We start from the raw sequence: 14,308 nt of genomic DNA, 5'->3' as shown, positions 1-14,308 counted from the left end.
GAGCAATCTAGAAGAAAATAGGTCTAGGTTGGAACAAGGGTGGAACCACGAAAACACATTCGTCCCTTTCCTAGGGATGAGTGTGTTTTTTTATTACTTTGAAAGGAGGTGCTGTAATATGAAACGATTTGTACGGACGGAAATAACCACCACCTGTATGGGGAAATGGCAGGACAAGGTGATTGATAGAGCCGAAAAATAAAATTTTAGGAGGAGATTAGAAGATGAATAATGTAATTAATGTTGGGGTAATCGGTTTAGGTACTGTCGGAAGTGGTGTTGTCCATATTTTGAAAGAGCATTACCAAAAAATCGCACTTGATACAGGGTGTGAAGTAAAGGTAAAGAAAGTCGTTGTACGTGATTTAGAAAAAGAACGTGACGTTTGTATTGATGGAATCGTAGTTACGCGTAATGTGGATGAAGTTCTAAATGATTCAAATATAGATATTGTAGTAGAGGTAATGGGCGGAATTGAAGAAGCAAAACAGCATATTATTAAGGCATTACAAAGCAAAAAACATGTTGTAACTGCAAATAAAGATTTAATGGCTGTATACGGGGCTGAACTTCTACAATTAGCAAATGAAAATAATTGTGATTTGTTTTATGAAGCAAGTGTAGCAGGTGGAATTCCAATATTAAGAGGATTGGCAGACGGACTGGCCTCAGATCAAATTGAAAAAATAATGGGAATCGTAAATGGAACAACTAATTATATGTTAACAAAGATGAGTCAAAATGGATGGTCGTATGAAGAGGCTTTACAGGAGGCACAAAAATTAGGTTTCGCAGAATCAGATCCAACAGCAGATGTAGATGGTCTGGATGCAGCAAGAAAGGTAGCAATTCTTGCTAACTTAGGTTTTTCGATGAATGTTTCTTTAGATGATGTTCAAGTTAGAGGGATTCGAAAGGTTGAAAAAGAAGATTTAGAGATGGCGAAAAAGTTAGGGTTTACTATGAAACTAATTGGTAAAGCGGAGAAGCAAGGATCATCTATTCATTTAAGTGTAGAACCGACTTTATTGCCAAGTCACCACCCATTATCGAATGTGAATAACGAATTTAATGCGGTATATGTTCATGGTCAAGCGGTAGGAGAAGTGATGTTTTACGGACCAGGCGCTGGGAAGTTGCCAACTGGATCTGCAGTAGCTAGTGACATTATTTCAGTCGTTAAAAATATGAATCAAATACCGAAACATAAAAGTGTTTTAAAAGAACCAGAGCCATATGAATTACAAGCTGATGAAGAAGTAGTTTCTAAATATTTTTTACGTATTTCATTAAGTGATGAACCTGGGATGTTGCAAAAAATAACAGAATGTTTCGCTAATTGTTCTGTAAGTTTAAAAGAGGTAATTCAGTTGCCGCTGAATAGGGAACTTGCAGAAGTTGTTATCGTGACACATCACACTTCAAAATATCAATTTGAACAAGTGTTAAGAGCGATTGAAGATATCGCAAGTGAAATAAACAGTTACTACAGTATTGAGGAGGAAAAACAATATGTATAAAGGACTTTTAAAACAATATGCTTCATATTTACCGGTAAGTGAAAATACACCAGATGTTAGTTTAATGGAAGGGAATACACCTCTTATTCCATTATTAAATATATCAAAGCAATTAGGAATTCAGTTATATGGGAAGTACGAGGGAGCGAACCCGACAGGTTCTTTTAAAGATCGTGGCATGGTAATGGCGGTTGCTAAGGCGAAAGAAGAAGGCTCAGAGGCAATCATTTGTGCATCAACAGGTAATACATCGGCATCGGCTGCAGCATACGCGGCACGTCTCGGAATGAAGTGTATTATCGTAATCCCAGAAGGGAAGATTGCACATGGGAAATTAGCGCAAGCAGTCGCTTATGGAGCAGAGATCATTTCAATAGAAGGGAACTTTGATGATGCACTTAAAGCTGTAAGGAATATTGCTGCAGAAGAGCCAATCACATTAGTAAACTCAGTGAATCCTTATCGAATTGAAGGGCAAAAAACAGCAGCATTTGAAATTTGTGATCAGTTGCAAAAAGCGCCAGATGTTCTAGCTATCCCTGTTGGGAATGCAGGAAATATTACAGCATACTGGAAAGGGTTCTGTGAATATGAGAAAGAGAAAGGGTATAAGAAGCCAAGAATTCACGGTTTTGAAGCGGAGGGAGCAGCAGCGATTGTTAAAGGACATGTAATTGAGGCGCCTGAAACGATTGCAACAGCGATTCGCATCGGTAATCCAGCAAGTTGGTCGTATGCAGTAGAGGCTGCGGAGCAGTCAAATGGTGAAATAGATATGGTATCAGATGAGGAAATATTACATGCGTATAGATTGTTAGCAAAAACGGAAGGAGTTTTCGCTGAGCCAGGATCAAATGCTTCATTAGCGGGTGTAATTAAACATGTTCAATCTGGAAAAATCAAAAAGGGAGAAACAGTTGTTGCGGTATTAACTGGAAATGGTTTGAAAGATCCTGATATCGCTATTTCTTCTAATAAATTTGACATTGCAAGTGTTGCAAATGATATAGAACAAATCAAAGATCATATAAAAGGGGTGATTATGTCGTGATACCATTAAGCGTTCGTGTTCCTGCTAGTACAGCAAATGTTGGACCTGGATTTGACTCGGTGGGAATAGCTTTGTCATTGTATTTAGATGTGGTAGTAAAAGAGCAAGCTGATAAATGGCAAGTAATTCATTCCTTTGAAGATTCAATTCCAACAGATGATAAAAATTTAATCGTTAGCACGGCATGTAAAGTGTGTCCTTCCTTATCGCCCCGTATAATAGAAGTTACTAGTAATATTCCGCTTACAAGAGGTCTAGGAAGTAGCGCATCAGCGATTGTAGCAGGAATAGAGCTTGCGAATCAACTTGGCAATTTGAACTTAACAACTGATCAAAAAGTTCAAATTGCCACAAATTTTGAAGGGCATCCAGATAATGTCGCTGCTTCTATTTTAGGCGGAACAGTAATCGGAGCACTGGACGGGAAAAATGTTTCGGTTGTAAGGATTGAAAGTAAGGAATTAGGCGTAATTTCTCTCATTCCGAATGAAGAGCTAAATACGGATGAAAGCCGCTCTGTATTACCAGAGATGTTTCCGTTTCATGAAGCAGTTAAGGCTAGTGCGATAAGTAACGTATTAGTAGCTGCGTTATGTCAAAAGAAGTGGGAAGTTGTTGGTGAAATGATGGAAAGAGATCATTTTCACGAGCCATATCGTTTAGAGCTAGTGCCGTTATTACCATCTATTCGGAAATGCGCAAAAGAATTCGGGGCATATGGTACAGCACTTAGCGGCGCGGGGCCATCCATTTTTATATTAACGCCGTATGAGAAGCGTCAAGAAATTGCTGAGCAATTAGCGAGAGTATTTACAGCTATGACAGTATGGGAGCTTGAAATTGACCATAAAGGGGTTACTATAAATAAGGAAGAACATATTGGATTATAAAGAGAGCTAGCATTGCTAGCTTTCTTTATGTTGTAAATCTATTTCTAATAGAAGTTTTGTATAATGTAAGTAAAGAGTGCATTCATTTTGGAGGTGCTTATATGGATAAAGAGTCACCAGAGGAAAAAAGAGAACGTATGAGACAAAGTGAATTGAAAAATAACCCTACCGGTTCTTTGAATGATGGACTCAATAGAGCGGAATCAGGTAACCTTGTTGATATGACAGGTGGTATGAATTGGAGAAGTACAGGGATAATCATTTTAGTGCTACTTGTAGGTTACATTATATACACTTATTTTTTCGGTTAAGGAATGCTTGTTAAAACTTTGATTTATTTCGTTTCATAATTAGTGAGAAAGAAAAAAACGCAGTTATTGTATTACATATCTTCTAAGCAGGTTATAGTTGTTCATATAAACTTATTTTTAATACTCCAAATAGAGCTAGTGCTATGCTAGCTCTATTATTTTTTGCCACATTCTTGTAACAAAGCCCATGTATATTCAGTGGTGGAGGTGCAGAAGATGAAAAAAATGATAGCGATATGTCTTCTTACAACGATGTCATTTTCGACTTTAGTCGGGTGTAATGTAAAAGGTAATAATGCTGTACAAGAGTCTAAAATAAAGAAAGCGATATATAAAGATTTTACATATGATGTAAATCCGGAGACTTTCGCGTTAACTGTAGAACATGACGGTGTTAAAGAACAAGCATCACAACCGTTATCGAAACTGAAGGTGTCGAATTTGAAAAAAGACAAGAATCATACATCATGGGAATATCTGGATCGAAAAGTAAAAGTAAATTTAGAAAAGAAAAAAGACCACTTAAATATTGAATTGGAATCAACGGGAGCAGAAAGTTTCACATGGCCAAAAGTGCAAGAAGTTTTTAAAGCAAAATCTGCGTTAATTATTAATAATGGGAAGCAAATCATGTATAAATCAATTTAATAAAATTAATATATATATAAATTTAATATTGTTTTTGTATAAATAGTGACTTGCCAAAAATAAGCACAAGAGTATAATGTGAAATGGAATACATATTGGATTCATAAAGTAACCTTACAAAATTGTAAGGTAATTGAAAGGAAATTCAATATGAAGATAAATAGACTTACATTATACTAGGGAAAGAGAAAGCGAGGCGAATAGATATGAGCTCTGAATTAGAACAAAACACGAGAAGTAATAAAAAACGTTCTAAAAGAAAGTCAATAAAATGGTTCATTATAATTCCATTTTTCCTACTTATTTTTGGAGGAGTAGGATATGGATCGTTCATATATAACAAAGCAAAAGCGGTTGTAAGTGCTTCATATGCAGAAATTGATAAGTCATCAAAACGTGATAAAGAAGTTGAACCTTTAAAGGATAACATCTCAATTTTAATTATGGGTGTAGATGGAAGTGACATGAGAAAAAGCCAATATGGTGATGCAGTTCGAACAGATGCACTTTTATTAGCAACAATTAATAAAGAGGATAAATCTGTTAAATTAGTTAGTATTCCGCGTGATTCACGTGTGTATATTCCATCTAGAAAAAAATTAGATAAAATTACTCATGCACACGTATTTGGTGGTGTTGAAAGTACGCGAGATACTGTGGAAAGATTTTTAAATGTTCCAGTTGATTACTATGTGAAGTTTAACTTTGAGTCATTTGTTCAAATTGTAGATTCACTAGGCGGTATTGATATTGATGTACCTGTTACTTTCACAGAGCAAGATAGTAAAGACCAAGCAGGTATGATTCATTTAGAAAAAGGTTTCCAACACTTGAATGGAGAACAAGCACTTGCACTTGCAAGAACACGTAAAATTGATAGTGACGCAATGCGTGGGCAAAGACAACAACTTGTAATTGAAGCAATTGCGAAAAAAGCTATGTCTGTTCAATCAATTAGCAAAATGGGCTCGTTACTTGATGCAGTGGATAACAATATGAAAACAAATTTAACGTTTGATGATATGCTTGCTATTACGAAAAATATGGCTGGATCTGATCTGCAAATGGAAAAAATGCAAATTGAAGGTACTGATAAACGTATTGGTGGTATTTATTATTACATTCCAAACGAAAAAAATGTAAAAGATATTTCAAAAAAATTAAATGATCATTTAGGTACAACACAAAACCCAGCTCGAAACGAATAGTAAAAAAGATTGGCCTTCGCCAATCTTTTTTTATGGGAATATATTTGTAACTTTTCTGTAACGATTTTTTATTTTAGAAAAATTATAATCATATGTATGAGAATATTGGAGAAGCAAAAAGTATAGAGAAATACTTAATATCTGTAGTAAGGAAAGATATCATATGCAGAAATGGATAAGCATTTTGGGAATCATCTTTATATTGACTGGATGTAAAATGTCTGAAGCTCCGACAAGTTTAATGGAAGCTCCTGCAAATGAAAAGTGGATTAATGAATTAAAAGAGCAAATAGATAAAGATTTGCCTGTTAATTATCGGTTGCTTACTCCAATGTCTAATAAAGATAAACAGATGATTTGGTCAATGGATTTTAAACAAGATAATAAGAAAGAAGCAATCATATTTTATAAATTACCGAATGAGGATGGAAGTATATATTTAGCTATTTATGCGAAAAGCAGCAATGGCTGGAAGATAAAATCCACTCATGCATTTGATGGTGAGGATATAGATATCGTTGAAGTTGGTGATTTTACAGGGAACGGGAAGCGAGAATTATTAATTGGAATCGCTGTAAATCGTGAATCTTTAGAACATGTTATGTATGCTTTTTCGGAAGAAAATGATGATATGAAGGAGATTTATAATCGGCAATATACGAAGTTGTTTATAGAAGATTTAAATAAAAATGGTCTTAACGATATAAGTCTTGTTACGTATGTAAAAGATGAGCAGTTGAAAGTTGAGTTTATTGAACAGTTTAAGACAATATCAGAAGTTACATTCGATCCGTTTATAAATAGTATTCAAAGAATACAAATAGGATATATTTCCAAAACGTTAAAGGCAGTTGTAATTGATGCAGGAATTGGGGCTCATTCAGGTATAACTTATGTAGCAAAATTTGATAAGGATCATTATGAGGTACTACCTTTGGATGGGAAAGAAGATTTATTTAATGAGTATGTTGTGGAAAGTAAAGATGTTAACAAGGATGGCATAATTGAATTTGTTCGTACTGTACGTCCAAAAGGTTGGGAAGATAAATCGCATGGTGATAGTCCGCTTTTTGAACGTTACATACAGTGGAGTGAAGAGGGAATTAAACCGATAGAAGAAAGATATATCGATATAGAAAAAGGGTATTTTGTGGAAATTCCTGAAAAGTTAATAGGAAAGATTACTATCCCAGATGAGCAAAAAAAATCAAATACTCAAAAATTTTTGGATGTAAGTACGAATGAAATATGGCTGGAAGTCCATATTTTTAAGCGGAAAGAATGGTTCAAAATAAAAGGATATGAGGCAGCAGTTAAAACGGCTTCTCATGTATATGCAGTACCAAAGCAATCAAAATTTGAAAAAGTAAAGGCATATATAAAACCGCTAGCGGATTATCAATAAAAGTAGGGAGGTGGGAATTATGTCAACAATTTTAGTTTTAGAAGATGAAATACCAATCCGCAGCTTTATTGTCTTAAATTTGAAACGTGCTGGATTTTATGTATTAGAAGCTAGTACTGGTGAAGAAGCGTTACAGATTTTATGTGATCACACTGTTGATGTAGCGTTACTTGATGTAATGTTACCGGGGATTGATGGTTTTCAAGTTTGTAACGCTATCCGGGAAGAAAATAAAAAAATGGGCATTATTATGTTAACCGCACGTGTACAAGATGGAGATATAGTACAAGGACTAGGAATTGGTGCAGATGATTATATTACAAAACCTTTTAGTCCAGTAGAATTAACTGCACGTATACAATCTTTATTAAGAAGAATAGAAGTGCATGAAGAAAAAACGAATACAATTACGTCTGGTCCGTTTTCGTTAAATATTATAGAAGAAAGATTGTATAAAGATGGACAATTAGTTGATTTAACCCCTACAGAGTATATGATATTACAGTATTTAATGAATCAGGCTTCAAAGCCAGTTTCGCGTGATGAAATTTTAAATATGATTTGGGGGACCAATTACGTAGGCGAGACGAAAGTAGTAGATGTAAATGTGAGACGATTACGCCAAAAGATAGAATATAATCCATCAGAACCCGAATTTATTCTTACTGTGTGGGGAAAAGGATATGTGTGGAAGGAAAGTATAACATGAGACGGAAAGTGACTTTATATTTTATGACAGTCATTACGTTAATGCTTGTTTTGTTTGAAATAGTATTTTCACTTTCCATTTATCGATATTATTATAATGGCATTGTGCAATATGTTGCATCACATGCGAAGACGAGTACACGATTCTTCTCTGAATACAATTCATTATATTTTATTCGTTTGCAAGAATATAGTGGTGACATAATTAGTAGTTTTCAATTAGAAGGAACGGAATTACAGTTAATTGATCGTCATGGTTCGGTTATACAATCTTCAAGTGGTGAAAAGGTAGAAGGTAAAGTGAATATCCCACAATCTTTATTGGAAGGTGAAATGTATAATCAGGTTACTACTACGAAAGATAATGAAAAACAGCTAGAAGTGCTGAGCCCACTTATACATCAAGGACAAACTATCGGTGTTTTAAAATATACGACAGTATTAACACATGTGAATGCAAAGATTATTGAAATCATTATGTTTACTATTTCCGTAGGTATTGTTATTTCAGGTATTGTCTTCTTAATAAGCAGACGCTTGGCAAATTCATTTGTGAAGCCAATTGAATCTATCATTCAAGCTTCTTCACAAATCGCAGAAGGAACACTGAAAAATAAAATTAAAGAAGATTATCCTGGTGAATTAGGTGAATTAGCACATAGTTTAAACTATATGTCTGATAAAATAGAAAAAGCAGAACAGGTGAAAAATGAATTTATTGCTTCTATATCTCATGAAATACGGACACCTTTAACGGGAATTAAAGGTTGGAGTGAGACGTTAAAAACAGTCGATCATTTAACGGAAGAAGAAATAAAGCAAGGTATGGGAATTATTTCAGGTGAAACAGACCGATTGATTCATTTAGTAGAAGAATTACTAGATTTTTCAAGATTACAATCAAATCATTTTAATTTATATAAACAAAAGGTGCAATTATACGATATACTAGAGGAGACGATTTGGCAATTAACTCCTAAAGCTGAAAAGAAGCAAATGCAATTCATCAATAATATAGAACGAATTGAATTGATGGGAGATCGAAATAGGCTAAAGCAAGTTTTCTTAAATATCGTTGAAAATGCAATTAAATATTCTCACGAAAATGGTACAGTATACATTGAAGCGACTAAAAATGAAGGACAAGCAGTAATAAAGGTGAAAGACGAAGGAATTGGAATTGCTAAAGAGCATTTACCATATATAGAACAGTCGTTTTACCAGATTAATAATCATGCTGCAGGTGCAGGTCTTGGTTTAGCTATCGTAAAAAAAATGGTGGAGCTTCATAGAGGTACGCTTAGTATCGTAAGTAAAGAAGGAATAGGAACAACATTTTTGATAAAACTCCCATTATAATACATATAAAGTCTGTTTATATAGTGAAATAAAATAAATAAATGTATAATTATATTGGGTGATTTGTATATAAGATTAATAGGGAGAGGGATTTGATAGAATGGAAAAAGCTTTTAATATTAAACGAGTAGTAGTCGTTTTAATAGCGATTGCAGTAGTAGCTATTGGGTATTTTATGTTTCAATCAATTACTTCACCAGCAAAGGCTGTTGCGAAACAAGAAAATGTAGTACAGCTTGCAAGTGAACAACCGAAAGTTGAAATGAATAAAACGGCACCGAGTCGTTTTAATGGGAAAGAAAGAAAAGTTGCTTATCTTACATTTGATGATGGGCCTGGAAAATATACGGCTGAATTATTAAATATGTTAAAACAGCATGATGCGAAGGCGACATTCTTTTTAATCGGAGCGAATGTAAAGGCGTTTCCGGATTTAGTGAAACGTGAAAATGCAGAGGGGCATTATGTGGGCATGCATAGTATGACACATAGTTTTGCAAAGTTATATAAAAATGGCGAGTATGTAAATGAGATGAAAGAAGATCAAAGCTTAATCGCTAATATTATTGGGAAATCACCTAAATTAACACGTCCACCATATGGTTCAATGCCTGGATTAAATGAAGGTCTTCGAAATAAAGTGGTTGAGGACGGTTTTAAAGTATGGGATTGGACAATTGATTCATTAGACTGGAAATATAATAAAATGCCAGTTGATGCAGCGGCAGCGCAAATCGCTCAAAATGTAATAACAAATGCAACAAAACCACAAGAGGTAATTTTAATGCATGACATTCATCCGCAATCAGTCGCTGCAGTGCCAGCAATTTTAAAAGGGTTAAAAGAAAAGGGTTATGAGTTTGAAGCTTATCATGAAGAGAGTCACTTCCCAGTGAACTTCTGGCATGATAATCGTATGTAATGGAGGAATGGACGTTGAAGTATGGAAAAGTAGCAGTAGTTGGAGCATTATCAGTAGGCTTATTAACAGGTTGTTTCGGTGAAAAGCCAGAAGAAACTTTATATACCGCTTTTGAAACAGCAGCGACACAAGAAAAGTCTTTAGTTGATGAAGCGAAAAAATTAGAGGATTTGGAAAAACAAGGCCAAGAACTATATTCTCAAATTTTACAAGAAGGCAAAGATCATAATGAAGCAGTTATGAAAAAGATAGAGCAAGCTACTGCAAATGTAGATGATCGTGAAAAAGCATTGAAAAATGAGAAAGAAATGCTAGAAAAAGCTCAGAAGGAAACGAAATCTGTTCAAAGTAATATAGAGAAGCTTGAAGATAAAAAGCTACAAAAGCAAGCGAAAGCAGTAGAAGAGTCGTATAAAAATCGTTATGATGCATTCCAAAAGATGAATGAAAATTATACGAAGGCGTTAGCGACTGAAAAAGAACTGTATGAAAAATTAAAGGTAAAAGAAACGAAATTAAAAGAGATTGGTGAAAAGGTTAAAGCTGTTAATGAATTAAATGTGGAAGCACAAAAGTCGAAAGAGCAATTTAACAATTATACAAAAGAGTATAATGACAACAAATTAGCATTTTACAAAGATGCACAGATTAAGATTAAAGAGCAAAAATAAAAAAGATTTTAATCGAAATAAAAAGCCGGAAAAACATCGTCAAAAGTGTTTTTGCGGTTTTTTGTGTTAAATGAATAGAAAAGACTAGAATTGATATCATAAAAGAGTTATAGTGAATTATTCTAAAGGAAACATTGTAAAGTAAGGAGAATCAAATATGTCATATGAATTTTTACTCAAATTAGGTTTAGCACTCTTTTTAGGATTATTCATCGGAATAGATAGGCAGCTAAAGAATAAACCACTTGGTGTGAAAACAAGTATGGTTATTTCTGTGGCAAGTTGTTTAATTACGATAGTTTCAATTGAATCAGTGCATGTATACTCTGTTCCAGGACATACAAACATGGATCCAATGCGTCTTGCTGCTCAAATTGTAAGTGGGATTGGTTTTCTAGGGGCAGGTGTTATTTTACGAAGAAGTAATGATGTTATTTCTGGATTAACGACAGCATCTATGGTGTGGGCTGCTTCAGCTTTAGGTATTGCAATTGGAGCAGGATTTTATATACAAGCGACAGTTGCTATGGTTTTAATTATTTTAGCGATTAATGTACTGCCTCATCTTGTTAAAATTGCAGGCCCGTATTCATTAAGACAAAAGGACTTATCAATAAAAATTACTGTAAAAGAGCATCAAGAATTAGATGGTATATTTAAGCAGATTAAAAAATTAGGTATGCATGTGAAACGAGTGAAAATTAAAGACATTGATAGTGGAGCGTTTCAGCAATTGGAGATGGTTATTTTAGTTCCAGAAGATTTATATACAACGGAGTTATATAGTTCTCTAAAAGAGATTGATCGTGTTGTCTCAGTTGAAGTTGAAAGTAGATAATTGTAATAAAAAAAGAGTGAAGTTGAAGTGAATTCACTCTTTTTTTATTTGGATTTTTAAGGGGATAAATTGATATAATGATGAGGAAACAAGGGGGAGAAAATGATGGAGATACATATTAGAAAAGCGATAAAAGAGGATATACCAGGTATAGTAAAGGTACATGTTGATAGCTGGAAAACAACGTATAAAGGGATATTTGCTGACGAAATTTTAGAAAATATAACATATGAGCAACGAGAAAAACAGTGGGAAAACATTTTTCAACAAGAAGATAAATACCAATATAGATTTGTAGCAGAGACGTTAGATGGAGAAATAATTGGATTTATTGACGGGGGAGTTGAAAGAAGCGGTGCATATAATTGTGATGGGGAATTGTATGCGATATACCTTTTACAAACGTATCAAGGAATGAAAATAGGACAAAAGTTATTTCAAGCGTTACTATCGGAATGTATAAAACATGATATACAATCTCTTGTAGTTTGGGTCGTTACGAATAATCCTTCTAAAAAGTTTTATGAAAAATTTAATCCTGAAAAAATTGATACGAAATTTTTAGAAAGACTAAATGTAGAAGAAACAGCGTATTGTTGGAGAGATTTAAATCTTGTATATAAGCAATTATAGGACTAATGCAAAATAATAATATTATGTAAACAAAAAGGTATACCAATTAGGGGTGTACCTTTTTTATCGTTTAGGATCAATAATGATGAAAAATGCAGAAAATATTAAGCGATTAGTTTGAAAGGAAGATATTTCTGATCATGTTTTTAACAAGATTAAAGATATGATAGAAAAAAAGAAAAATTTAATTAGATGAAAAAATTCTGAAATATACTCTTGAATTGAATATCATTATCAATNNATTGATAATGATATTCAATTATTGTTTATAATATAAAATTTCGATAGCTTTAATATAAAGAGGAGGAGCAGTATGCAGCATGCGAAACAAATCGCAGAACATGCAACAATACAAAGCTTTTTAAACTGTTATTTAAGAGAAACAGGAAGTGGAGAATGGATTACAGAGGATGAAAGAATGGAAAATATCTTCAGTAATACGTTAAATAGAAATACAGTTCCCACATATTTATGCTGTCGGCTATCGGCACAGAACGTTACTTTGTATGGAGAGGTTATATATAAATCTCCAACAGATCGTCATTTGTTTGGAGAACAGTTTTATTATCAAATTGGAGAAAGTAAAACTTTTATAAAAGCAGATTACGTTACAGTTATTACATTTTTAACAAAAGAGATGTCTATCAATTACGGAGAAGGGACTAATCCTGCTGAACTGATGCTTCGAGTTATTCGTAGTTGTCAAAATATTGAGGAATTTATGAAAGAGAGAACAGAAGATACATCTGCATTATATGGTTTCCATACAACTTTTATAGAGGCGGAGCAGTCTTTATTATTTGGGCATTTAACTCATCCTACACCAAAAAGTAGACAAGGTATATTGGATTGGAAAAGTGCAATGTATTCTCCAGAATTAAAAGGAGAATGCCAGCTTCATTATTTTCGGGCACATAAAAGTATAGTAAATGAAAAATCGTTATTATCAGATTCTACAACAAAGATTATAAAAGAAGAATTAAGTAATGATGAGATAGTTAGTAAGGAATTTATAGCGAAGTACTGTAAGGAAGATGAATATTCATTAATTCCTATTCATCCGCTTCAGGCAGAATGGCTATTACACCAACCTTACGTACAGGATTGGATAGATCAAGGAGTACTTGAATATATTGGACCTGCCGGAAAGTATTATATGGCAACATCATCACTTAGGACGCTATATCATCCCCATTCAAAATATATGCTTAAGTTTTCATTTCCAGTGAAAGTAACGAATTCAATGCGTATTAATAAACTGAAAGAACTTGAGAGTGGTCTTGAAGGAAAGGAAATGTTAAATACGGCAATTGGTGAAGTGCTAGAAAAGTTTCCAGGCTTCGATTTTATTTGTGATCCAGCATTTATTACACTACATTACGGAACAGAAGAATCTGGATTTGAAGTGATTATTCGAGAGAATCCTTTTTATGGTGAATATGCAAATGACGCTACATTAATTGCTGGGTTAGTTCAAGACGCTATACCTGGGGAACGTACTCGTTTATCGAATATCATTCATCGCCTAGCAAATTTAGAAGGTAGAAGCTGTGAAGAAGTAAGTTTAGAGTGGTTTAGAAGGTATATAGATATTTCTTTAAAGCCGATGGTATGGATGTATTTACGGTATGGAGTTGGATTAGAGGCACATCAGCAAAATAGCGTTGTTCAGCTAAAGGATGGTTATCCAGTAAAATATTATTTCCGTGATAATCAAGGGTTTTATTTCTGTAATTCAATGAAAGAGCTGCTTAATAAAGAGTTATCTGGTATTGGAGAACGAACTGGAAATTTATATGACGATTATATTGTAGATGAAAGATTTCGTTACTATTTAATTTTTAATCATATGTTTGGACTCATTAACGGTTTTGGTGCAGCGGGATTAATTAAGGAGGAAATTCTTCTCTTGGAATTAAGGTCTGTACTTGAATCATTCCTTCCATATAACCGTGAACCTTCTACATTTTTAAGAGAATTGTTGGAAGAGGATAAGTTGGCATGTAAAGCGAATTTACTCACGAGATTTTTTGATGTTGATGAACTGACAAATCCTTTAGAACAAGCAATTTATGTACAAGTAGATAATCCACTTGTAAGAGAAGTGGCAGTTCGTTCATAAGTAACGATAAAATTTCACGTAA

General features: G+C 33.8%; 13 protein-coding genes and 1 pseudogene. All 14 read left to right on the top strand.

Annotation, left to right across the window (positions count from 1 at the left end):
- Nucleotides 1-224: 224 nt before the first annotated feature.
- On the top strand, nucleotides 225-1,520 hold the full coding sequence (locus tag COC96_RS03125; RefSeq protein WP_098768274.1) for a homoserine dehydrogenase: 1,296 nt from the start codon (nucleotides 225-227) through the stop codon (nucleotides 1,518-1,520).
- The gene (thrC, locus tag COC96_RS03120) at nucleotides 1,513-2,571 is read left to right on the top strand and encodes a threonine synthase (RefSeq protein WP_097829798.1); all 1,059 of its coding nucleotides are present in this window, start codon (nucleotides 1,513-1,515) and stop codon (nucleotides 2,569-2,571) included. The genes COC96_RS03125 and thrC overlap by 8 nt, the downstream gene beginning before the upstream one ends.
- On the top strand, nucleotides 2,568-3,461 hold the full coding sequence (thrB, locus tag COC96_RS03115) for a homoserine kinase (RefSeq protein ID WP_098267710.1): 894 nt from the start codon (nucleotides 2,568-2,570) through the stop codon (nucleotides 3,459-3,461). Before thrC ends, thrB begins: the two co-directional genes overlap by 4 nt.
- A gap of 101 nt (nucleotides 3,462-3,562) precedes the next feature.
- Nucleotides 3,563-3,772: a DUF6366 family protein gene (locus COC96_RS03110; RefSeq protein ID WP_098267709.1), complete on the top strand. Its 210-nt coding sequence runs from the start codon at nucleotides 3,563-3,565 to the stop codon at nucleotides 3,770-3,772.
- A gap of 201 nt (nucleotides 3,773-3,973) precedes the next feature.
- A pseudogene (locus tag COC96_RS03105) lies at nucleotides 3,974-4,402 on the top strand (glycoside hydrolase); the annotation flags it as partial.
- Between the two features lie 224 nt (nucleotides 4,403-4,626).
- Nucleotides 4,627-5,628, top strand: coding sequence for an LCP family protein (locus COC96_RS03100; RefSeq protein WP_097904398.1), 1,002 nt, complete (start codon nucleotides 4,627-4,629; stop codon nucleotides 5,626-5,628).
- A gap of 163 nt (nucleotides 5,629-5,791) precedes the next feature.
- On the top strand, nucleotides 5,792-7,033 hold the full coding sequence (locus COC96_RS03095) for a hypothetical protein (RefSeq protein ID WP_098267708.1): 1,242 nt from the start codon (nucleotides 5,792-5,794) through the stop codon (nucleotides 7,031-7,033).
- 19 nt (nucleotides 7,034-7,052) lie between these two features.
- On the top strand, nucleotides 7,053-7,742 hold the full coding sequence (locus tag COC96_RS03090) for a response regulator transcription factor (RefSeq protein ID WP_098267707.1): 690 nt from the start codon (nucleotides 7,053-7,055) through the stop codon (nucleotides 7,740-7,742).
- Nucleotides 7,739-9,100, top strand: coding sequence for a sensor histidine kinase (locus tag COC96_RS03085; RefSeq protein ID WP_098768273.1), 1,362 nt, complete (start codon nucleotides 7,739-7,741; stop codon nucleotides 9,098-9,100). The genes COC96_RS03090 and COC96_RS03085 overlap by 4 nt, the downstream gene beginning before the upstream one ends.
- Before the next feature lie 100 nt (nucleotides 9,101-9,200).
- Complete coding sequence (locus COC96_RS03080) at nucleotides 9,201-10,022, top strand: peptidoglycan-N-acetylglucosamine deacetylase (protein WP_098768272.1); 822 nt, start codon at nucleotides 9,201-9,203, stop codon at nucleotides 10,020-10,022.
- Nucleotides 10,023-10,036: 14 nt separating this feature from the next.
- A complete protein-coding gene (locus COC96_RS03075; protein ID WP_098768271.1) occupies nucleotides 10,037-10,693 on the top strand; it encodes a YkyA family protein in 657 nt (218 codons plus the stop codon).
- A 157-nt stretch (nucleotides 10,694-10,850) separates the two neighbouring features.
- Nucleotides 10,851-11,531 (top strand): MgtC/SapB family protein, encoded by a 681-nt coding sequence (locus COC96_RS03070; protein ID WP_097904346.1) that lies wholly within the window; start codon nucleotides 10,851-10,853, stop codon nucleotides 11,529-11,531.
- 105 nt (nucleotides 11,532-11,636) lie between these two features.
- Complete coding sequence (locus tag COC96_RS03065; protein WP_098267704.1) at nucleotides 11,637-12,164, top strand: GNAT family N-acetyltransferase; 528 nt, start codon at nucleotides 11,637-11,639, stop codon at nucleotides 12,162-12,164.
- 313 nt (nucleotides 12,165-12,477) lie between these two features.
- A complete protein-coding gene (locus COC96_RS03060) occupies nucleotides 12,478-14,286 on the top strand; it encodes an IucA/IucC family protein (RefSeq protein WP_098768270.1) in 1,809 nt (602 codons plus the stop codon).
- Nucleotides 14,287-14,308: the final 22 nt, after the last annotated feature.

This window comes from Bacillus cereus, from assembly GCF_002577405.1.
Taxonomy (GTDB): Bacteria; Bacillota; Bacilli; order Bacillales; family Bacillaceae_G; genus Bacillus_A; species Bacillus_A cereus_AU.
This window is presented reverse-complemented; position numbering and strand designations above follow the sequence as displayed.

Coding starts and splice junctions, on each gene's coding strand:
- COC96_RS03125 (WP_098768274.1), top strand. CDS start 225: ATGAATAATGTAATTAATGTTGGGGTAATCGGTTTAGGTACTGTCGGA.
- thrC (WP_097829798.1), top strand. CDS start 1,513: ATGTATAAAGGACTTTTAAAACAATATGCTTCATATTTACCGGTAAGT.
- COC96_RS03110 (WP_098267709.1), top strand. CDS start 3,563: ATGGATAAAGAGTCACCAGAGGAAAAAAGAGAACGTATGAGACAAAGT.
- COC96_RS03100 (WP_097904398.1), top strand. CDS start 4,627: ATGAGCTCTGAATTAGAACAAAACACGAGAAGTAATAAAAAACGTTCT.
- COC96_RS03095 (WP_098267708.1), top strand. CDS start 5,792: ATGCAGAAATGGATAAGCATTTTGGGAATCATCTTTATATTGACTGGA.
- COC96_RS03090 (WP_098267707.1), top strand. CDS start 7,053: ATGTCAACAATTTTAGTTTTAGAAGATGAAATACCAATCCGCAGCTTT.
- COC96_RS03085 (WP_098768273.1), top strand. CDS start 7,739: ATGAGACGGAAAGTGACTTTATATTTTATGACAGTCATTACGTTAATG.
- COC96_RS03080 (WP_098768272.1), top strand. CDS start 9,201: ATGGAAAAAGCTTTTAATATTAAACGAGTAGTAGTCGTTTTAATAGCG.
- COC96_RS03070 (WP_097904346.1), top strand. CDS start 10,851: ATGTCATATGAATTTTTACTCAAATTAGGTTTAGCACTCTTTTTAGGA.
- COC96_RS03065 (WP_098267704.1), top strand. CDS start 11,637: ATGGAGATACATATTAGAAAAGCGATAAAAGAGGATATACCAGGTATA.
- COC96_RS03060 (WP_098768270.1), top strand. CDS start 12,478: ATGCAGCATGCGAAACAAATCGCAGAACATGCAACAATACAAAGCTTT.